Origin of the sequence: Actinomycetospora callitridis, from assembly GCF_028737265.1 — a bacterium.
Classification (GTDB): Bacteria; Actinomycetota; Actinomycetes; order Mycobacteriales; family Pseudonocardiaceae; genus Actinomycetospora; species Actinomycetospora callitridis.
Genome location: NZ_JAQZAK010000012.1, coordinates 18,480 through 39,275 on the forward strand (window position 1 = coordinate 18,480; position 20,796 = coordinate 39,275).

At 69.6% G+C, this 20,796-nt stretch carries 18 protein-coding genes; 9 read left to right on the plus strand and 9 right to left on the minus strand.

Going from position 1 to position 20,796, the window contains the following annotated elements:
* Positions 1-362: 362 nt before the first annotated feature.
* Both PH191_RS26430 and PH191_RS26435 read right to left on the minus strand, forming a co-directional pair.
* On the minus strand, positions 363-1,079 hold the full coding sequence (locus PH191_RS26430) for a toll/interleukin-1 receptor domain-containing protein (protein ID WP_274197618.1): 717 nt from the start codon (positions 1,077-1,079) through the stop codon (positions 363-365).
* Between the two features lie 80 nt (positions 1,080-1,159).
* Positions 1,160-1,357, minus strand: a complete 198-nt coding sequence (locus tag PH191_RS26435) for a hypothetical protein (RefSeq protein WP_274197619.1) — start codon at positions 1,355-1,357, stop codon at positions 1,160-1,162.
* A gap of 238 nt (positions 1,358-1,595) precedes the next feature.
* Here PH191_RS26435 and PH191_RS26440 point away from each other — a divergent pair, with 238 nt between their 5' ends.
* The 4 genes from PH191_RS26440 to PH191_RS26455 all read left to right on the plus strand — a co-directional run bounded on the left by PH191_RS26440 (position 1,596) and on the right by PH191_RS26455 (position 3,498).
* Entirely contained in the window at positions 1,596-2,090 is a 495-nt protein-coding gene (locus PH191_RS26440; RefSeq protein ID WP_274197620.1) for a helix-turn-helix domain-containing protein, read from the plus strand.
* A gap of 6 nt (positions 2,091-2,096) precedes the next feature.
* Positions 2,097-2,720, plus strand: coding sequence for an ImmA/IrrE family metallo-endopeptidase (locus PH191_RS26445; RefSeq protein ID WP_274197621.1), 624 nt, complete (start codon positions 2,097-2,099; stop codon positions 2,718-2,720).
* A gap of 12 nt (positions 2,721-2,732) precedes the next feature.
* Positions 2,733-3,164, plus strand: a complete 432-nt coding sequence (locus tag PH191_RS26450) for a hypothetical protein (RefSeq protein ID WP_274197622.1) — start codon at positions 2,733-2,735, stop codon at positions 3,162-3,164.
* A gap of 139 nt (positions 3,165-3,303) precedes the next feature.
* A complete protein-coding gene (locus PH191_RS26455; RefSeq protein WP_274197623.1) occupies positions 3,304-3,498 on the plus strand; it encodes a hypothetical protein in 195 nt (64 codons plus the stop codon).
* 440 nt (positions 3,499-3,938) lie between these two features.
* On the opposite strand, the gene PH191_RS26460 is transcribed toward PH191_RS26455, so the two are convergent.
* From PH191_RS26460 to PH191_RS26475, 4 genes are all read right to left on the minus strand, one after another.
* Positions 3,939-4,991, minus strand: a complete 1,053-nt coding sequence (locus PH191_RS26460; protein ID WP_274197624.1) for a hypothetical protein — start codon at positions 4,989-4,991, stop codon at positions 3,939-3,941.
* 483 nt (positions 4,992-5,474) lie between these two features.
* Positions 5,475-5,684, minus strand: coding sequence for a hypothetical protein (locus PH191_RS26465; RefSeq protein WP_274197625.1), 210 nt, complete (start codon positions 5,682-5,684; stop codon positions 5,475-5,477).
* Positions 5,685-5,926: 242 nt separating this feature from the next.
* Complete coding sequence (locus PH191_RS26470; protein WP_274197626.1) at positions 5,927-6,211, minus strand: hypothetical protein; 285 nt, start codon at positions 6,209-6,211, stop codon at positions 5,927-5,929.
* A gap of 70 nt (positions 6,212-6,281) precedes the next feature.
* The gene (locus PH191_RS26475; protein WP_274197627.1) at positions 6,282-7,004 is read right to left on the minus strand and encodes an RNA polymerase sigma factor; all 723 of its coding nucleotides are present in this window, start codon (positions 7,002-7,004) and stop codon (positions 6,282-6,284) included.
* A gap of 819 nt (positions 7,005-7,823) precedes the next feature.
* On the opposite strand from PH191_RS26475, the gene PH191_RS26480 reads away from it, so the two are divergent.
* The 5 genes from PH191_RS26480 (at position 7,824) to PH191_RS26500 (ending at position 17,977) form a co-directional block, all read left to right on the plus strand.
* Positions 7,824-8,789: an ATP-dependent DNA ligase gene (locus PH191_RS26480; RefSeq protein ID WP_274197628.1), complete on the plus strand. Its 966-nt coding sequence runs from the start codon at positions 7,824-7,826 to the stop codon at positions 8,787-8,789.
* 200 nt (positions 8,790-8,989) lie between these two features.
* Positions 8,990-10,756, plus strand: a complete 1,767-nt coding sequence (locus tag PH191_RS26485; protein ID WP_274197629.1) for a copper resistance CopC/CopD family protein — start codon at positions 8,990-8,992, stop codon at positions 10,754-10,756.
* Positions 10,757-11,014: 258 nt separating this feature from the next.
* Positions 11,015-11,509: a hypothetical protein gene (locus PH191_RS26490; protein WP_274197630.1), complete on the plus strand. Its 495-nt coding sequence runs from the start codon at positions 11,015-11,017 to the stop codon at positions 11,507-11,509.
* A gap of 526 nt (positions 11,510-12,035) precedes the next feature.
* Positions 12,036-16,160: a Pls/PosA family non-ribosomal peptide synthetase gene (locus PH191_RS26495; RefSeq protein WP_274197631.1), complete on the plus strand. Its 4,125-nt coding sequence runs from the start codon at positions 12,036-12,038 to the stop codon at positions 16,158-16,160.
* A gap of 161 nt (positions 16,161-16,321) precedes the next feature.
* Positions 16,322-17,977, plus strand: coding sequence for a DUF418 domain-containing protein (locus tag PH191_RS26500; RefSeq protein ID WP_274197632.1), 1,656 nt, complete (start codon positions 16,322-16,324; stop codon positions 17,975-17,977).
* Between the two features lie 141 nt (positions 17,978-18,118).
* Here PH191_RS26500 and PH191_RS26505 read toward each other — a convergent pair whose 3' ends face one another.
* The 3 genes from PH191_RS26505 to PH191_RS26515 form a co-directional block, all read right to left on the minus strand.
* The gene (locus PH191_RS26505) at positions 18,119-18,568 is read right to left on the minus strand and encodes a cupredoxin domain-containing protein (protein WP_274197633.1); all 450 of its coding nucleotides are present in this window, start codon (positions 18,566-18,568) and stop codon (positions 18,119-18,121) included.
* Complete coding sequence (locus tag PH191_RS26510) at positions 18,565-19,341, minus strand: N-acetylmuramoyl-L-alanine amidase family protein (RefSeq protein ID WP_274197634.1); 777 nt, start codon at positions 19,339-19,341, stop codon at positions 18,565-18,567. The genes PH191_RS26505 and PH191_RS26510 overlap by 4 nt, the downstream gene beginning before the upstream one ends.
* Positions 19,342-19,613: 272 nt before the next feature.
* Positions 19,614-20,642 carry an NAD-dependent epimerase/dehydratase family protein gene (locus PH191_RS26515; RefSeq protein WP_274197635.1) on the minus strand — a complete coding sequence of 343 codons (1,029 nt, stop codon included), beginning with the start codon at positions 20,640-20,642 and terminating at the stop codon, positions 19,614-19,616.
* Between the last annotated feature and the right edge of the window lie 154 nt (positions 20,643-20,796).

The window sequence follows — 20,796 nt, forward strand, 5'->3', positions numbered from 1 at the left end:
GCCTGTCCTTCGCCATGACGCGGAAGCCGGGCCGTCGTGTCACAACCGTGTCACGTCGGCCGAGGTTCGCTCCGTCGGACCAACGTCATCGCAGGTCACAGTGGGTGGAGACGAAGGGAATCGAACCCTCAACCCCCGCCTTGCAAAGATGGCCGACCCCGTAGCCCAGGGCCTCTGCCAGCAACAACGTCCCCGCCGGACGTCACTCGATGCCCTTCAGCATCGCCGACAGCCCTCGTTTCGTGCCACGCGGCGTGCCACGAGGTCTGAACCCTCTGGCTCAAGCCAACGCGTGCGAGACAGAGGCCACGGTGGACGAGGCGTACCCCCTGGATCGACGTCGCGACATCGTTGGCGACGCGTCAGGCAGCGTCCTCGTCGAGGACCGCTTCGGAGATGAGGGCAGCGATCTCACTCGGAGTGTGGTGCTCGGTTGACAGGCCGTGCAGATCGCCGAGGATCGCGCTGTATGCCGCCACCTGACCGAACGTCACTTCGTGCAGAACGGGCACGACGGTAGGCTTATGCAGCAAAGTGGCGAGTTCGCGCTCAGGCCAGAACCGTCCTTCAAGGTAGGCCGGGGTGAGGAGCACTACGCCACCACGGGCGGTGGTCAGCCCGCGATCCATCTGGAGCGCCTGGCTCTGGCCAAGGCGCATCGCGCGTTCGTCGAACCAGACGGTCACGCCGTGGGCGCGCAATCCTTCGTATAGCGAACCGGCGACCTGCCATCCGTCGGAGCGGGTGTAGCTCAAGAACAGATCGTTCTCCTGGGAGGACTGCTCCGCCAGTGACTTCTGGAAATCATGCAGCAGGTCCTGCTCAGGTGGGGAGACCTCGCCGCGTGCCGCGCGATCCTGCAGGCGCCGTGCCCTTCGCTCCGCGTCGCGGTTGCCGTCCTTGATCGCCTTGGTGACCCGCCTCTCAAGGTCCCGGTTCGAACGCTTCGCGCTCGCCTCTGCGTCGTGCTGAGCCTTGCGCTGTGCCCGCTTGGCGGCGGCCTCCGCGTCGTGTTGAGCCTTGCGCTGCGCCGCTCGCATCTTCCGATTGAACTCACCGGAGGTGAATCCCTTGGGCATCTCGGGGGCCCTTCTACTCGGGTGGCCCGTACGTGAGGGGAGCAGACGGGCCCTTGTCCGTTCGCGTCAGTCGACGGCGCTCAACTGTTTTCGGTGACGGTGCCGCCAGGGTCGCGCTTGGCAGTACGCCCGGTGACGTAGCGCCCGCTCGAGGCGGAGCGGTGCGCAGTCGCGGTGGACTGGTTCGGTCCGGGCTTCTCGCGCACGCTGGTGCGCGGGCGTCGGGCGGCGGCCGCGTTGCTGATGTAGCGGCCAGTCTTGGCGGAGCGGTTGGGCATGACGCCCTCCTGTCGCTGCTGGGTATGCGGCCTCGCGAGGTGGTCTCACGTGAGCCGGCTCGGCGGCGGTCTCGATTCGGTGTCGGCCGGGAGACTAGCGGATCACGCGCTTTCGTGTGTCACTATTTAGGTACAGGCGTCGCTGCCGCAGGTCAGAGCGCTCCACCCGGCGTGTCGGATCGTTGCTCTCTACGGTGACCCGCACGCTTGGAGCGAGCTGGACGAGGAGGCACGTCGAGTGGACAACCCCGTCGACATCGACGAGTTGCGTCGACTGGTCGGGGACTACCGCAGCGAGCGCGGCCTAAGCCTCCGCGCGGCTGCCGAGGAGTCCGGCGTCCCGCTCAACACGCTCTCGCGCGTGGAGAAAGGTCACCTACCTGATCTGGCGAACTTTGGCCGTCTCGTGACCTGGATCGGCCTCGACCCGTCCGAGGTGTTCGGCGCCACGCACCGGGAGCGGGCACAGAGCACCACCGACGCGATCCGCGTCAGCCTCCACAACGACCCGCGACTCACTGAGAAGGCCGCGAACCAGATCGCGGAGCTCGTCAGCGACCTCTACGCGAACCTGGCCGCCGCCTCAGCCGACACGCGAGTCAGCCTGCGCGCAAGCAAGACGTTCACCCCGCACGCTGCGCGCCAGATCGGCGACCTCCTCGAGAGTATGCAGTCGGCGGTGCACGCTGACGACGCCGTCGGCACCAACTACGGTTGGCACGAGAAGGACTAGGCGGCCGTGCGACGAGGCTTTAAGGCCCAGGCCGAACGCCATGCCGCCGATCTCCGCACGGCGGCGGGCTGCTCGGACATCGAGACGATCCACTTGCCCCGCCTCGCCACCCACCTCAAGGTCGAGGTCCTCGCCGGGCACCGCGTGCTCGGCGATGTCCAACCCTTCCTCGACCTCCATCGCGAGCAGCCCGGCGCCTTCTCCGCGGCCACCTTCCACATGGAAGACGGTCGAATTGTCGTCATCTACAATCCTGTGGTCTACGAGACCGGCGAGGTCCTCACCGCTCAAGAGGCCCAGACCCACGGGCGCACCCGCAGCGACGTCGCCCACGAATTCGGCCACCTCGTCCTCGGCCACACCCTCCGTGAGGTCAAAACCATCGCCGGTTACCCCTTCCTCACCTGCGACCCCGAGCAAGAGGAAGAAGCCAACTGGCTCGCTAGCTGCCTCCTGCTTCCCCGCGCACTCCTACTGCAGGCCGCACGCAACCAGGAGCCCGACAGCGCTCTTGCTGAACGCACCCACGTCACCACCGACATGGCGCGATATCGCATGAATGCGAGTGGAGCACGCATGCAGGCCTCCCGCGGTCGAAGTCGGCGGACAGCAGGAGAGCCACAAGCGTAGGCGGTCAGGCTCTTGGCCGAGGTCGCGACCGAGGCCGGCGGCCCGCTGGCCACTCTGCTCCTGGACCTCGAACGACCAGCGAAGCGCACGTGGAGGCGCGTTAGCGCGGGCCGGATCAATGGCGCGCTCGATGTCGATGGCGTGATTGACCCGCGGCTCGGTCTTCTCGCCATCGAGGATGTGCGGCGCCGGCTTCCTGCACCGGCAGACCCGTCTCGAACGACCGCGCGAGCGACGACGGCGCTGCAGCGATCCTCACGGCGTTGGATCACCCTCACGGCGACGCCCACCATCGCGGCGACCCCGAGCAAGAGCAGCAACACGACCAGGGGCGCGCTCGGCGCCGCCTTCGTGTTCGTGGCGGTCCTGATCGTGAGGAGCAGCAGCAAGCCAATGGCGATGCCCCCGATGATCGCGACCTTCTGGAACGACCAGGGGCTCTGAATCTGCCGCGTGCCGTCCTTGCCGACTCCTACCCGTAGCCCGCTACGATTGAGGGGTCGGCGGGATCAGGCCTGCGCAAGTGGGGCGTTCTCGCGGGAAAGGCGGTCGGGCTCGTACGCGGAAGTTTCTCGGTCGGCTCGTGTGGCTCATCGCTGCGGTGGTGGTCTTCGCGGCCGGCGCGATGTGGATCGACAGCAACCTCGCACACACCAGCATGCTGGAGGCGTCCAAGGCGGGCGTCGCGATGATGGGAGGTGGAGCGATGGTGAATATCGCGACGCGAAACAGAAGTTCGACGAGCATCAACCCGAGCACCGGTCCTGCGCGGACCTGATCCCACCGACAGGTCCGACGACGATCGAGCAGTCTCGGACCTCCAGCTTCGACTACCGCACCTATCCTGTTCAGGGCGCCAGTTACTCCTACCAACTCGCGTCGGGAAAGGGCTCGCTCCTCGACGCGCCTGAACTATCAACGCGGTACCGGAAGCCTGAGTCACTGTTGACTAAGAGGATTGGTCGCCGCTTCCCGAACTAAGAACTTGACTACACGGAACCCTCCCCTGAGTTTGCGAAGCCAGACTGCTACTTCGTTTTACCGACGCGAACCCGACCCTCGAGGCCGCCCCCTAACGTCGAGTCCTGACTACCTGCTCGTCCTTGTCTCGGAGGCGCCACTGTGCGGACCGCCGGGTGATCACCGGAGCGTGGCGGGGACGCGAGGGGTCGAGTTTGGTCGATTATGGCTGACCCGCTCCGGACTACCCAGGGGAAGCTAGAACAAGTCGGCGCTATTCGGAAGCAGTGCGGTCCTCTCTACGGCGGATAGGCTGCGCTCGTCGTGCCGGAATGGAATATAGGTAGGGTGGCCCTCGCGGACCCGTAAGAGTCCGAGCGCTCCTCCTTGTTCCTTAACCATCCCCTCAGTTTCATTGAGCAGGCTGGCCAGAACCGTATCCGCCGAAGGCGCGTCGTTCTTGAGGGTCTTTGGTAGGCGGTTGTTCGCCTCAGCGCGCGCGATCCATAGCTTCTTTTCAGAGACACCATACTTCAACGGTGCCGCCTGCGGATTCAGCCTTGCAGATCGGGCAATAATCATTGCGGCCAAGGCCCGCACTTGAATCGGATGTAGGGGAGTCTTGCGGAGCACAGCGAAGAGAGGCGACGTCATAAGCCCGTTGAGAAGTCCGCGATCGTCGATCGCTCCAACGACGACCACCTTCCCCAACCTCAGAATTACCGGCGACGGCCAGCCCAAGGGGATGATTGCATCGAAGTCGCACAGCTCACAGCCACTCTCTTGCGCTAAGAAGGTGGCGAAAGTCGAGTGTCCGTTCGGAACGTAGGCAACTCCTCGACACTCTTGGAGCAGGTCGTGGAGGTGCGCGAGACCCTCTAGGTCTTTCACAGTCGCTATAGTACTCGAATTGCGGTCTCGGATATCCGAGCGCAGTCGAAGGTCGTTGCGTCTAGACCCATAAGCGATCTTCACGGTCCAGCCCCGAAGTGTTCTCTCGCCCAGCCGTTCTACGGCGGCCGGGCCGAGATCAAACGCTTGCTGGACTGACTTTTCCAGCCTGCTGAGATGCTCGTTGTTGCACTTCTTGCAACAGGGAATCGCAAAGTGGCGAAGGGGCAACCCAGTTAGATTCGGAAGTAGCATTAGCGCCCGATCACGCCACGCCGGGAACCGACGCTGAAGCCACTTTGGGAAGACGTCCTCTACGCTCCGACTTGTCTCGTCTAGGGCAAGGTTGCAGACGAAGCACCTATCCTCACCTAGACCGCGACCTAACCAGGGTTTGAAGTCGACCCCTCCCATCTCCATGGCCTTATGTAGCGGCGCTTCAGGTGATGTCATGATGAGATCTGGATTGCAGCGTTGCTGACGAACTTCGCCTCTGAGTCGTGACGGCTCGCGCTGTTCCCAACGTCGCTGCCGCCCCGCACGTGGACACGGCGGTAAAGGCTAGTCGCCTACGCCCTCTTGCGGCACGCCTCGTGACCGCCACCCCAACGATTACGCCGCCGCTGCGCCTCGTCAGAGGCGACCCTGACCAGCAGCCCGCCGAACGCAGCCGGAACGACGACGCCCTGCCGCGCTCGCCGAGGTGCTCGCCGGCCCCATCGGACAACCTGACCCGGACCGGACGAAGCGAACACTTGAGATCGCCCACGACGTCACGGCGTATCCCATGGCGACGGCCCCCTCGGGCCCGCACTGCTCGACAGGCAGGCAACGAGGCACCGGGACGGACCTAGCGTTCCGGTGGCCGGAGGCGGGGGATTCGACGGAACACATGGCCGGCTGCTAGCCCGAATCCTGGTCGTCGGGGTGGCCCAGATGGCCCCGGTCCACGATGTCTCGGGGCGCAGGAGCGTCGGGATCGGGATCGACGCCGAACCACGCAGCCCGCATCACGCCGCCCCACTCCAGCGGCCCGGGCGTGTCCATCGCCTCGTCGACCGCCTCCCCCAAAGCGTCGAAGTCGTCTGAACCGCCATTCGCATCGTGTGCCACGACGGCACCGTGCCTCATTACAGAAGTCGACATCGGCGGTTTCGCGCAATTGGTCGCCTCGGGTCACCGCCTTGGCCGGTCGCTGTGGCGTAGCTGCCGTTGCCGCCGCGCCCGAACGGACAGCACCGCCGGCGTGACGGCCGCAATCAGTACGCCGAAGTTGGCGACCACCTCACTGGTTGCAGTCGCCCACGCCATGCGCCCGATACCCCGCATCGGTGGCTAGCACTTCGCCTCGCTTGTCACACCACTAGCGGGTCCCGGAGTGCGGCGAGAGTGCGGTCGATGCTCGCGAGCACGTCGGGCGGGGTGGGCAGAGCAGGGACCTCGTCGACAGAAAGTAGCGCCCAGGAGGCGCGATGTGCGATGTCGTCGAAGCCGCCCATCACGTGCAGGGCGGCTTCCGCGTGGCGATCGCCGCTCAGGGCGGCGGCGAACAGCCTGCCTATCGCCTCTCGGAAGGTGTCTCCCCCGGCGCCGCCCTCGGTGTCGTCGATGGAGCGCGAGCTGGCGTGGTGAGTGGTCATGATGGTCTGACGTTGCCCGCGAGCCCGCCGTTCCCACCATCGCAGAGCAGGCGGGAACGGCGAGCGACCCTCACCGACCAGCCCGGGCCTCCAGACGATCCTCCGTCGCAAGGTGAGCGAGGATCCTGGTGCGAGCGCGATGAGCCCGGGATTTGATGGTGCCGACGGCCACCCCGAGCAGTTCGGCGGCCTCCTCGTTCGTGAGCCCGTCGAGGTGGAGCACTTCGAGTACCAGGCGCTGATCGCGGGGCAGCAGCGAGAGCAGGTCGGGCAGCACGGCCGCCGCGTGCTCGCGGTCGATGACCGCTAGCGAGGGGTCGCCGGGGTCGGTGCGCTCGGGCTTGTCGTGGGACTTGTAGAGCTCGCCGAAAGGCATCGCGCGGTTCGCCTTGCGGCGCCGAGCGGCGTTGATGGTCTCGTTGACGGCGATCCGGTGCAGCCAGGTCGACACCTTCGATCGTCCGTTGAAGGTGCCCGCGCCCTGCAGCACCCGCAGCCACACGTTCTGCACCACAGCCTCCGGGTCGGGCTCGAACCACGACAGTCGGCGGACCAGCGACAACAGCAGACGCTGGTAGCGGTGCACGAGGACCGCGAGTGCGTCGGTGTCCCCGGCGACGTAGTCGGCGAGCAGCTCGGCGTCGGTACGCGGGTCCGCGTTGGGCTGGGTGGTCATTGCGGCCTCCGACCGAAAGAGGGGTCGGGGCTGGTGGGCCCCGGGGCGGTGGGCGGAGGCGCTTGCTGCCTCCACCGCCCGAAGGGCGCCGAGCGGGCCGTGGAGGCTCGCGGTCAAGGGCCAGCCGGAGGCTGGTCGCGCAGCGACGCGCAGCGCCCTTGACCGGGAGGAACGGCCCGATCAAGCTCCCGGGGCCCTCCAGCACCGGCCGCCGCGCAGCGGCGTCGACCTCGCGCCGAAGGCGCCCTGGCCGCCCGGCCGTGAGGAGCTCTCCGTTGGCAGCGCGTACTCAGCAATGGGCGGGCCCGGATCGGTGCCAGCCAGAGGTCGATGAGCGAGCAGGACGAGGCGCCCCGTTGTCGTCCGCTCATGCCAGGCTGACGGCGTTCTGCGCTTCCCCCGCGGAAGGACGCTCGACTCGCCTTATCCAGGAGGTGGTGTTGTGGTTCAGCCAGCCGAGCTTCGGCGCCGCGAGCAGCGTCGGCTCGAGGCCGAGCAGATGATCGAAGCCGCCGCGGTGGTGCGCGAACGCGAGCCCGGCGGGTTCGCGGCCTCGACCGCGAATCGGCGGACGCGGTCGGCGCTCTGTTCGAGACGCTCGCCGAGGATTGGCGCGAGCGTCCGACCTCGCCGCGGGTGTGGGAGCACGCGGCCCGCGCCGCGCAGCGCCTGGTGCAAGACACGATCCGTGAGCCGGCTCCGCAGTTCCCCGGTCCGCTGCCCGCTGGCTATGAAGGCCCCCGGCGGGACAAGACCGACTTTCCGCTGTAGTCCCTCGGCGGCAGGGCACACCCCTGCTCGCGGGACGACGACGGCCGGACGACGTGGTGCTGCACGTGCTCGGTGTCGTAAGGCAGCGAGGAATGGACGTGTCGGTCGGTGTGAGACGGACTCCACCGGTGGCCGAGCCGACCGGCCCTCGGTGAGACTCCTGCGGTGGTCGAGAAGGTCGCGGTGATGCTGTCGCGGTCGGTCGACGTCCTCCCGACCGAGGGACCGTGGGCCTACGAGCCCAAGCTCGACGGGTTCCGTTGCCTGCTCTCGATCAGCGAGTTCGGCGACGTGCGGCTCGACAGCCGGCGCGCCAAGCCGCTCGGCCGGTGCTTCCCGGAGGTCGTCGCGGCCGCGCGCCTCCTGCCACCGGGGCTCGTCCTCGACGGCGAGCTCGTCATCCCCGGCGGCGGAGGCGTGGACTTTGCCGCGCTGCAGCAACGCCTGAGGTACTCCTTGCCAGCGCGCACCACGCAGCTCTCCGACCAGACGCCAGCGTCTTTGGTCGCCTTCGATGTCCTCCACCACGACGGCCACGACCTGCGACCCGCCCTGTACGACGAACGCCGAACAGTCCTTGAGGCGGTGCTGAACGAAGCGCCTCGCGGAGTCGGGCTCATGCCCATGACCATCGACCCGCGAGCTGCGGGCGCGTGGTTGCGCGACCAACCGCCTGGCATCGAGGGCGTCGTCGCCAAGCGCCGCGACCAGCGCTACCGCCCCGGCGCCCGCAGCTGGCAGAAGCTGCGCGCCCGCGACTCCGCCGAGGCCGTGATCGGCGGCGTGTTCGGAAGCCTCGAGCAACCCGAAGCCCTGGTCCTCGGCCACTACCGAGGCGGCCGGCTTCGCGTCGTCGGCCGCACCAGCCCGTTTCCTCTCGCGGCGCGCGCCGAATTGCGGAGTCTGCTAAGACCGCCGCGCACCGAGCACCCCTGGCCGCCACGGCTGCCCTCCAGCCGATTCGGACAGACTCCCGGCGGCGAGATCGAGTACACCCAGGTCGAGCCGGAGCTCGTGGTCGAGGTCGAGGTCGACACCGCCTTCGAGCAGGGCCGATGGCGACACGCCACCAGGTACCTGCGCCTGCGCTCGGACCTCGCCCCCGACGACCTGGCAGCCGACACGGCCTGACCGCGCTTCCGACCGCGAGCCACCTTAGTGCGCCATCCGAACAGACCAGCTCCGCCGATCTCGGACGCGTCAGGGCCGGCAGCAACCGACGCCGAGGAGGCGGGGTGGTGATGGACAGCGACAGCTCGATGGGCATGCACTCACCGTGGGCACTGCTGCCCGCTTGATGATCCCTTTACGGTGAACGGCATCATGACGCGATGCGTGCGAGTCGACGGGCGACGGTCGTCACCCGGGGTCTGACGGTCGTCGCCGTATCGCTGCTCGCCCTTCTCTGGACCGCCCCGGCCGCTCTCGCGCACTTCGGGATCGCGGGGACCTCCCCTGTGCAGGGTGAGGTTGTCACCGGGCCACGTGGCGTAATCACTTTCGCCCTGACCGAGGCCGGGCAGCCCGTCGGAGACGGTTTCGAGCTGGTCGACGGGAGCGGACGGGCGATGGTCGCCGACGTGCGCAGCCCCGACGGCGGGGTGACCTGGGTCGTGACGCCCGCCCAGGCCCTGACCGACGGCAACTACGGCGTCGCCTGGACGCTCGCAGCGCCCGACACCCACGCCATGTCTGGGACGCTGACTTTTCTTGTCACCGGCGCCCCGCCCGCCCTGCCGACTGGGGCGGATGCGAACCCGAGTGTGTCCTCCGACCAGCCGAGCCCGGACCTGACCGCTGCACTGGCCCGGCCCGACGACTCAATGGCCCAGCTCGTGGCGGGCGTGGGCAGGTACCTCGGCTACGTCGGGGCGCTGGTGGCCGTCGGCGCCCTGGCCTTCGCGTTCACCGCTCTGGTCGGCACCCCGGCCGACGTCGGCACCGTTGCCCGGTTGGTACGGGTAGCCGCCGCCGCGGTCCTGCTCGGAGCGCTGGTCCAGGCCGTGGGCCTGACGATGGTGCTTGGCGGTGGCTCGGTCGCGGCCCTCACGCCGGGAGAGCTCCTGAGCTCCGTGGGCGGAACTGCGACGGGGTGGGCGATCCTGGCTCAAGCCGCCGGGGCGCTGGTTCTCGTCGTTCTCGTCGTCCTGGTCCCGGCCCCAGTCGCTCGACGGGCCCGCAGCGCGGCCCATCACCGGACGCCACAGACCTCCGCGTCGACAGCGGCGCGGATCCTCGTCCCCGCCGGCACGGCCAGCGCGGACACCAACCCCACCTTCCCGCGACATCGCGCCACCGGGACAACCGCGGCGCGGGTCCTCGTGCCCACGGGCGGGTCCATGGCGGACACCAACCACACCTTCCCGCGGCATCGCGCCGCCGCGACAGCCGAGGCTCGCAGCCCGGTGCCCTCCCTGTGGACGCCGGCGGAGAGTCACACCATCCCGTTTCCCCGCGTCGCGCTCGCCGTGGGCTCTACTGCGGGCGATGCTCCGGCGGGAGGTCCGCAGGGAGGTCCGCCCGCGGGCGACGACAACGGCGATCGTGTCGTGCGAGTGTCGCGAGGGCGCAGCCGTCCCGCGGTGGTACTCGTGGCCAGCGCCCTGCTGCTCGGAGCTTTCCTCCTCGACGGGCACACCACGACAGCGGGGCCCCGTGCGATCACCATCGCCGCGGACTTCCTGCACACCCTCGCGGCCGCAGTATGGGTCGGTGGAGTGGTGGCGCTCGCGGTGCTGGTCGTCGCGCGCTTCCGGCAGAGGCGGGCGCCCGGCCTGGCCGCCGCGGCGGCACGGTTTTCCGTTCCGGCGGCGGTCGCGGTGCTCGTGGTGGGCATCGCCGGCACCGCCCTGGCCGCGACCATCCTCGAGAGCCCCAACCAATTGGTGTCCACCACCTGGGGCGTAATGCTGCTCGCGAAGGTCGCGCTCGTCGGGCTGGTCGGTCTGATCGGGCTCTACAACAATCGGCGTGTGGTCCCGGCCCTTGACTCCGGTCGGGATGCGGGCCGGTGGTTTCGCGCCACGGTGCTCGTCGAAGCCGGACTGCTGCTGGCCGTCGCGGGCCTCACCGTCGCGCTGGTAGCGGCCCCGCTGTAACGGACGCACGACGAACGCATCGCTCGCGGCGCGGGCAAGCGCAGGAGCGTCGTTCACCCGTCGCCCACCATCTCGACGACCTTGCCCTCGCCCTGCAGGCGGGGGTACAGCCCGTAATGGCCGGAATCGAGCTCGCGTCTGGCCCGACGGACGTTCCAGGGTCTACCTTGCGGAGCGTAGGCGAAATCGCCGCAAAGGGGTGACACCGTGTCGGGACTCCGCGACGCGCGGTGGCAAGCGGTAGCGACACTGGCCACGGTGTCCGTCGCACTCGCGACCATCGCCACCCTCACCTCGACGATCGCCACCGATCACGTTTGGGCCCTCGCCATCCTCGTCGTCGCCGCCGGCGTGGTGCGGGCGGCGTGTGCGGGCGGCGTGACGTCCATCTTGTGCCTCGCCGGGACAATGGTCATCGGCCAGCCGATCATGCACATGATCGGTGAGCTCACGCATTCGCACGCTCTCGCGGCGCATCACAGCGCGTTCGCCTGTCTCGTTCTCATTGCCTTCCACGTCGCGCTGTTCGTAGTGCTCACGGCGTTGACTGCGGCCGTCGACGCGGCCGGGCGTGCGCTCGTTGCTCGCTTCCGCCGTCTCGTGCGCATCGTGCTCCGTACGGTTGGGCCGCTTCGGTACGCCTCGGTCACGCCGCGGGTCGGGCCACCGACTCGCCGCCCGAAGGAGCGTCTGCGCGCGCGTCTGCCGGAGAGGCGCGGTCCGCCCGCCGTGCTCGTCGCTCTTGCTCCCTAGGCGCAGGCCCACGGAGGACGTCGCGGCCTAGCCCGCCACGACCTACCGACTTCGGCGTCGCAGGCCGTGATGCCAGGAGTTCGGGCCTCGTCCCGCCTCGAGGCTGGCATCTGAGCGCGGCACCGCGCGGTCGGTCGGGTCGCCAGATGGTTCAGCGGCCGGTCTTCGAGCGATTCACACCGCGTCGAGTAGCCGCCCACCGTCGGTCGAGGCTCGGACGCGATCGCTGCGGGCCGCCGCGCTCTTTTCCCTCGTCGTTCGCTCATTTCCTCCTGCCTTCTTGGAGTCACCGTGCCCACCGTCGGAACGCCCTCGTCCCGTGCCCTGTCCGCTCCTCCGCGACTCGACCGGTCGACCTGAGATGACCAGGTCTGATCACTCCGACGATGGGGCCACACGCACCTTCCGTCTCGGTCGCAGCACCGCCGCGCTCGTCCAGTCGCGAGTCCGATCTCAGCAGCCGGTCGACGGAGACGATCACGGAGCGCCGCGACCCCGGACGTCGCCGGAGGACCGGCTCGCGCTGATGCTGCAGCGGCGCTGCGACCAGTTCCGGCGCCTCGGTCGAGCCGGGTGCCGCGCCATCGAGGCGGCGGAGGGGTCACTCACCTACGACGACCTCGACATGTCCGCGAACCGGCTGGCCCGCTTCCTGCACGGGCGCAAGGTGGGGCCCGGGGACCGGATCGCGATCCTTCTCGAGCGGCCGATCGCCGCACTCGTCGCCCAGGTCGCCGTCGCAAAGCTCGACGCGGCCTGGGTGCCTGTCGCGCCCACACTCTCGAATCAGAGTCTCGCCGCGGTACTCGACGCGTCGGGCACCAGTCTCGTCATCACCGATGCGGTCGCGGCGTCGCGGCTCGACGCGTCAGATGTCGACGCGGTCTACCTCGACCGGGTCGCCGCTCGGGTCGACGCCGAGGACGTTCGCCGTCTGCCCGAGGCCTGGCGGACGTCGCCCTTCGAGTCGCCCGCCTACATCGTCGTCCACGCCGACGGTGCCGGCAGTGGGCTGCGAGTGCCCGCCATCGGCCATCACGCGGTGACGAACCTCGTCCAGGTCGTCGGTGAACTCGTGGATATCGGCGAGTCCGACCGCGTCTTCCACGACCCGCGCCGGGGCTCCGACCTCGCGGTGCTCGAGACGTGGCTGGCGTGGTCCCGTGGCGCCACGGTCGTCACCCCTCCGGTCGGCGCGGACCTGCGCGGACCTGCACTGGGCCGTTTCCTGCGGGACCGGGGAGTCACGGTGCTCCTCGCAGACCCCGCCCAGCTTGTCGGCATCGACGTCGAGCTCCCCCGTATACGGCTGCTCCTGGTCAGCGGTGTGGAACGGCCTCGAGAGTTTCTGGAGGCGTGGCAACGGCCGAGGCGGCGGCTCGTCGGTCTGCACGGGCCGCCCGAGACCACCGTCGCCGCCTTCTGGAGCGAGCTGCACGCGGACCGCGCGCCGACGTTGGGGCGTCCCCTCCCCACGTACGGGGTCGTGGTCCTCGACGCCCACGATCCGACTCGCGTCCTGCCGCCGGGCGAGGTCGGCGAGATCGGCATCACCGGCTTCGGCGTCGCTCGCGGCTACGTCGGACGCGCGGACCTGACACGTCAGGCCTTCCTCGACGCGACACCGGCGGGTCGGGTGTTCCGCACCGGCGACCTCGGGCGGATCACCGCGGACGGCGAGGTCGAACGGATCGCCCGACTCAACGGCAGCGCAGGCCGCGGCGTCCGCGACCACCCGGGGAACGCCCAGCCACCGCCGAAGTCCGCGCTCCGGCGCAGGTCCAGCCGCACGGTCGTCATGCGCCAGCCACCCGGTGCGCCGCCTGCGCCGGGCGCCCCGCCAGGGACGCCCCGTCGCCAGCCCGGGCGCACCCCACCCCATCAACCACCGCACCGGATCGAGCGCGCGAGCCCACCGCCTCCGGCGCAGGGCTTTGCGCCGTCGGCGCCGGCCCCGTCCACGGGAGCTTCCGACGCGCCCGCCGTCGAAGCTGCCCTCACCGCGATCCTGAACGAGATCCTGGGGCGCGACACCATCCCGCCGAGCGCACACTTCTTCGACGATCTCGGCGCCGACTCGCTGCTGATGGCGCGCTTCTGCGCCAAGGTCCGCAAGCACCCACAGCTGCCCTCGGTGGCGATGCAGGACATCTATCAGAACCCGACGCTCGCGGCCCTGACGACGGCGTTGGCCCCGTCGTCGGACCAGGGCGCGGGAGCCGCGGACATCCAGGCCCGGCTCGGGACGATCCTGGGCGAGGTCCTGAGCCTGGAGACCGTGGCGCCCGGGGCCCACTTCTTCGACGATCTCGGCGCCGACTCGCTGCTGATGGCACGCTTCTGCGCCAAGGTCCGCAAAGACCCCGGCCTGCCGGCGGTCGCCATGCCCGACATCTACGCCCACACCACCCTGGCGAGCCTGGCGGCCTCCCTCGCTCCCGCAGGTGGACCTGCCGAACCGCGGTCGACCGTCGCCGTGGCGCCTCCCTCGCCCGCGTCCACCGGACCGCGCGCCGGCGCCCTGGCGATGGTCCTCTGCGGCGCGGCGCAACTCCTGCTCTTCCTCACCTACACCTACGTCGTTGCGATCTTCCTGACCTGGGCCTACGGCTGGGCCACGACGGCGATGGGACTCCTCGACCTCTACCTGCGCGCCGTCGGGATCTCAGGCCTGGGTCTCCTCGGGCTCGTCGCGCTCCCTGTGGTCCTCAAGTGGGTGCTGGTCGGACGATGGCGACCGACCTCGATCCCGGTCTGGAGCCCCGCGTACCTGCGCTTCTGGGTCATCAAGGTCCTGATCAGGACGAACCCGATGGTGATGTTCACCGGCACGCCCGCCTACAGCCTCTACCTCCGTGCGCTCGGGGCGAAGATCGGTCCGGGGGTCGTCCTGTTGACCCGCCAGGTCCCCGTCGCCACCGACCTGTTCTCGGTGGGGGGCGGCACCTTGATCCGCAAGGACGCGTCGGTCTCCTGCTACCGCGCCCACGACGGGCACATCGAGATCGGTGGCGTGTCCCTGGGTGCGAACGTCGTCATCGGCGAATCGACGGTGCTCGACGTCCAGACCTCGATGGCCGACGGCTCGGTGCTGAGCCACAGCTCGTCGCTCCACCCGGGGCAGTCCGTCCCCGCCGGCGAGACGTGGCACGGCTCGCCGGGGCGTCGCGCCGCGATCACCGTCCCGACCGTTCCGCCGATCCGCTGTGGCCGGCTGCGCCGCCTCGTCTACCCCGCCGCGACGCTCGCCGTCGCCCTGTTCGTGGCACTCCCGGCCACGATCGCCGTGGCCGCCCTCGTGCATGCGGCTGCCCCGCAGGTCGAGGCACTCTTCGAGCCACCGGTCGGGGCCGTCGCCACCGGCGGCTACTGGGTGCAGACCCTCATCCTGAGCACGGTCCTCTATCTCGGCGCCATGGTGGTCGGGTTGGCGATGGTGACGACGCTGCCGCGTCTGGTCGCTCTTGGGCTGCGACCCGACCGCCCGTATCCGCTCTACGGGCTGCGGTACTGGCAGCAGCGCACCGTGGCTGCCCTGAGCAACGTCAAAGCGTTCGTCGAACTGTTCGGCGACAGCTCCGCGATCCCCTACTACCTCACGGCCATCGGCTACCGATTGCGCCCGTGGACCCAGACCGGCTCCAACTTCGGGATGACGGTCAAGCACGAGAACCCGTTCCTGACCGCGATCGGGCGCGACACCGTGGTCGCCGACGGATTGTCGGTGATGAACGCCGAGTACTCGCCCACCTCGTTCCGGGTGTCGGCCACCACCATCGGAGCCCGCAACTTCCTGGGCAACAACATCGCCTATCCACCCCAGGGGCGCACCGGCGACGACTGCCTCCTGGCCACCAAGGTCGCCGTCCCGGTCGACGGGCCGGTCCGGACGGGCGTCGGACTGCTCGGATCACCCAGCTTCGAGATCCCTCGCACCGTGGCGCGCGACAGCGCGCTCGAGGCCGGCGATCCGGCGGTCCTCGCCCGGGCGATGGTCCGCAAGAACCGCCACAACACCGTGACGGTCGCCCTGCACCTGCTCGTCCGGTGGCTGTTCAGCTTCTTCGTGCTCGTCGCCGTGGCCGTCGTCGCGTCCCTGCCCGTGCGTCTCGGTGCCCTCGAGGTGGTCCTTGCCGAGGCGCTGATCATCGCGATCACCATCGTCTGGTTCGTCGTGGTCGAACGGGCCGCGGCGCGACTGAAGACCTTCGCTCCCGACGGCTGCTCGATCTACGACAGAGCGTTCTGGCGCCACGAGCGGTACTGGAAGGTCCCGTCCCCGAGCTGGATGCGCCTCTTCAACGGCACGCCGTTCAAGTCCTGGATCTGGCGTCTCCTGGGCGTGCACATCGGCAAGCGCGTGTTCGACGACGGCGCGTCGATCATCGAGCGCGGCTTCACCACGATCGGCGACGAGTGCACCCTCGGCGAGAACTCGGTCATCCAGTGCCACTCGCAGGAGGACGGCGCCTTCAAGTCCGACGTCGTGGTGATCGGTGCGCGTGTCACCCTCGGCGTCAACTCCTTCGTGCACTACGGCACCACGGTCGGCGACGCCGCCGTCCTGGCTCCCGACACCTTCCTGATGAAGGGCGAGGACGTCGCCGCCGGCGAACGCTGGGGCGGCAACCCCGCGCGGTCCATGGCCTGACGTCGGTGAGGTGACCGCGCTTCGGGTCAGCCAGACAGTTGCCTCGAGGTGACAAGACCCTGACCTCGATGGTCGAGCTCTGTGCCGACGCGGTGATTCTGCGCCGACCTCGAACGGCGGAGGCTTCTCTTGTCACCGCTTGAAGGCGCAAGGAGCCCGCAATGATCACGACGGTCCCGCCGCATCCGCGGACTCCGACCTCGGCCGGCGCGGTCACCAATCGCTTCCCGGCGATGCGGCCCGCCTCGTCGTCGATCGACCCACCGACGGTAAAGCTCGTCCTGACACGACCGCTCGCCGCGGCCGCCGCAGTCGTCACGTCCTCGGCCTCGCGGGTCCGCGGTGTCGACGCGGCTCGCGGCATCGCGCTGCTCGGGATGATCGCCGCCCACACGCTTCCCCTCGCCGAGGGCGGCCAGCCCACGATGGTCGGGCGGCTGGTCAACGGTCCCGCCGCGGCGCTGTTCGGGGTCCTGGCCGGACTCTCGGTCGCGATGCTGACCGGACGGCGCCGCCTCGAGCTGGGCACCGAGCCCGCCCGCCGCTACGCCCTGCGCCTGGTGGTGCGGGGCCTCGCGATCGGGTCGCTCGGACTCGCCCTCGGCCAGGTTGCGCTCGCCAGCATCGACGTGATCCTGACCTACTACGGCGTGCTGTTCGTGCTCGCCGTTCCGCTGGTGTTCCTCTCGACCCGCGTCCTGGTCGTCCTCGGCGCGGTGCTCACGGTCCTCGCCCCCGTCACCGGGTTCCTGCTGCGGGCGCAGCTGCCGCCCACCGAGCTGCTCGACCCGTCCTTCACCATGCTGGTCACCGACCCCGCCGGGCTGCTGACCACCCTGATGTTCACCGGCGCCTACCCGGTCTGGCCCTGGCTGGCCTACCTCTGCATCGGCGTCGCCGTCGGCCGTCTCCGCCTCGACAGCCCCCGCGTCGCCGCCGCACTCGCCGGCGGCGGGGTCCTGCTCGCCGTGGTCGCGACCGTCGCCTCCAGCCTGATCCTGCAGGCCGCAGGCGGGATCGAGCAGCTTCTCGCCACCCCCGGCCTCTCGTCCGAGGAGCTCGCCGCCCTGTCCGCCGAGGGGCCCAACGGCGTCACGCCGACCACCAGCTGGTCGTGGCTCGCGGTCACCCTGCCGCACTCCTCCACCCCGTTCGACCTCGCCCGCACCATCGGGACCTCGCTGGCGGTCCTCGGCTCGATGCTGCTGCTCGACGGCCTGATCGCCCGCTCCGCCTCCGGCACGCCCGCCCGGGTCCTGAGCGCTGCCCGAGGCCCCCTCGCGGCGGCCGGGTCGATGACCTTGACCCTCTACGTCCTGCACGTCGTGGTCACCGGGCTGGCCCCGGAGAGCGGCCCGTGGGTCCTCTTCCTCCTCCAGGTCGTCGCCGCCCTGGCCGTCGGGGCGCTCTGGCAGCGGCGCGTCGGGCGTGGACCGCTGGAGACCGGCGTGGCGAAGCTGGTCGACGCCGTCATCGCCGCCCCGTCCCGAACGACAGCCCCGACCACGGCCGTCCGTCACCGCGTCGGCTCCCGGCTCCAGTCCGCGCTCGCCGTCACGGTCCTCGTCGTCGTGGTGGCCGCAGGCGCCGGCGTCGCCCTCGCGTTCCCTGCGTCGCAGGACACTGCCGCCGCGACGAGCGCAGGATCCGAGACGGCCGAGGAGACCCCGGCCGAGGAGCCCGGAGCCGTCGAAGGCGCTGACGGCGACACGGCAGGCAACCCCGCGGCCGGTGAACCCACAGTTCCCGACTCCGGTGACGCCGCCAACGCGCCGGAGCCCGAGAACGACGGGGCCGAGTCCGGCGATGAAGGCTGAGGCCGCGGTCTGGCGCGGCACCGCGTCGAGCTCGGCGGAGGTCTGCAGGGCGTGGCTCGAGTGGGCGTCGTCGGTGCCCGCCTCGCAGGTCGTGCTCTCCTCCGCCGCGAGCGGTGGGGCCACTGCGAGGTGGGACCATCGCTAAGAGACGGTGACCTCGAGCAGCCTCACACCGCTGCGTTCGAGCTCTGCGGTGTAGACGCCCGACCGATCCGCCGTGAACTGGAGGACAGCTCGATCTCCCGGATTGGTCGGGGCAACGCGTTCGTAGCCATGAAGGTGAATCTCGTCCGCGACGTCGGTCGACACCGCGAGCAACACCGTGCTGCCCCTTCCGACTTCGACCTGATCCGACTTCCGAGCGAGTCGGCCCCGCTCGAAGAGGATCGAGACGACCGTGCCGTTCGGCGGTGACGCGATCGGCGGAGCATCGTCGTCGCTCGCTCCAGAGGAAGGCGCAGCCGGCGTCGCGCTGGGGGGCACGGCAGCTGGGGCGACCGTGTCTCCGCATCCCGTCACGAGACCGACCACCACGGCTCCCATGAGCAGCACTGACGCTCTCCGGCTCCTTCGTGCCTCCTCGCGCGTCATCGGCGCTCCTCGTCGAGGTAGTCCTCGACGCCGGAGCTGATCGCACCCGCGAGGATGTCGACGCCCCGCGGAGTCGCCACCGCCGTCAGGTCGCCCGGGTTGGTCAGGAACAGGGGCTCGACGAGCGCTCCCGGCATGGCGCTGGGTTCATCACTCGAGCCAGGGCCGCCGGGCCCGAGGAGGACGAGATCGCCGCCGCCGGCTTCGCTGCCCGACGAGTCGTCGATGACCCCGCGGTCGGCCGACGGCTCGCCGAGTGCTGCCAAGCCGGCGCGGATGTTGGTCTGCAGTGACTGAGCGAGCGCGCGGCTGCGGGGAGCGAGCGGGCGGTCGATGTCGTACAGGGTCTCCGAGCCCGTCACCGCGGGATCGTCGAAGGAGTTGAAGTGCACCGAGACGAGCGCGTCGGCGCGCGCGAGGTTGGCACACCGCACCCGGGAGACGAGGTCCTCCTGGCTCGCGGCAGTCGTCAGTGAGCCGTTCAGCACGTCGCCGGGCTCGATCGTGCTGCCGAGCTCATCCGTCGAACGCGACAGCACCGCGGTGAATCCGGCCGTTCGTAGGCGAGAGGCCACGGAGAGGGCCACTGGCAGGGTCAGATCCTTCTCGGCAACGGTTCGGCCGTCGAGCGTTGTACCGAGGGAACCGGGATCAGGCCCACCATGCCCTGCGTCCACCAGGACCGTGCCGCGTGATGCAGGGCCGGACGGAAAGGCGATGCATCCGCCCGGAGCGAACGACCGAGCATCGAGCGACGACGGCGTTGCCGGCATCGCTGTCGGTCTTTCCTCCGGTAGCGGAGTCTCGCTCACGAACTGGGCGCTCAGGACCGACCACGCAGCGAGGGTGGCCCCCACGAGCGCGGCAAGGAGTCCGCGCAATGCACCGAGCTGCCGACGGGCCTGTCGATGGCCAGACCGACCACGTCGCCGATTTCGATTCTCGTCCTCGCGTAGACCAGCCGTTCCGGCTGCACTTCCCGCCACACGGGTCGTTCTCGGGCGGCAGATCGGCTCCGTCGGGGTGCGGTCGTCACGGCGAGAAGTCACGTTCGCCCCACCGGGGCCGGTCCTTTTCGATCGGAGGCGATCACGTGCGGCCCTGCGCATGGAGCCGGAACAGGCTCCCGACCTTGTCCTGAGACGTTCCCCGGCACACCGGCCCACTCGTGATCAGCGTCGCGGCGTGTGAGGTGCCAGTGCACGGTCTGGGTCAAGCCTTGCGTGAGCGACGTGGTGGAGCGCCAGCCCAGAGCGTCGAGGGCGGGTAGTGGGTCGGCGATGTGGGCGACGTCGTTCGCCCTGTCCGCGACGTCGCCGAACCCGAAGGCACCCTCGTAGCCGGTGAGCGTGGCCACCATCTGCACCGTGTCCGCGATGGTGGTCGAGGTGCCCGATCCGATGTCGGCCACGAGTCCCGGCGCCGAGGGGTGGACGGCTGAGAGCAGGAACGCGTCACACACGTCGTCGATGTAGACCCAGTCGATGGGCCGCGTCCCGCTGCTCAAGCGCGGTGCACGACCCTCGAGCAGGCTTCCGACAACGTACGGGAGCAGCTTGGTCTCGTCGGGCTGGCTCGGCCCGTAGACCATGGCAGGGCGCAGGACGGTCACCGGAAGCCCCCACTGCTGGTGGAACAGCTGAGCACAGGCAGTCGCCGCGACCTTCGCCGCGGCGTAGGGCGAGCACGGCGCTTCGCCCGCGCGGGGTTCCTCCACCGAGCCGGCGAGGACGACCCTCCTGTTGCCCAAGCGGTGCGCCGCGGCCATCACGTTCACTGCGGCCCGCGTGTTGTTCTCGAGCATGGTGCCCAGGACGTCGGCACTGCGGTGGCCTGCGACGGTGCTGGCCAGGTGGAGAACCACCTCCGGGTTGCTCTTCCGAACGATGCGGTCGGCGGCGTCGGCGTCGGCGAGGTCTGCCTCGTGCCACGTCGCGCGCCGACGCCCGGGAAGGCCGTATCGCGAGGTGCCGGACGGAGCGCGGCCCGGACGGGCGACAACGTGCACCTCTGCGTCGACGTCCAGGAGCCGCGCGAGGAGATGCCCGCCGATGAAGCCGCGGGCTCCGGTCACCAGGACTCGACGGGAGGCCAGGCTCGGGATGTCGGACAAGGTCGTGGCTGGCCGTGGACGGGGAAGGTTCGCAGCCAAAGTGCCAGGCATGAGTGAGGTCCTCACAGGGGTGGCGGGTGCGTGTGTGCACCCGGCGCCGACGGTTTCCTGCGAA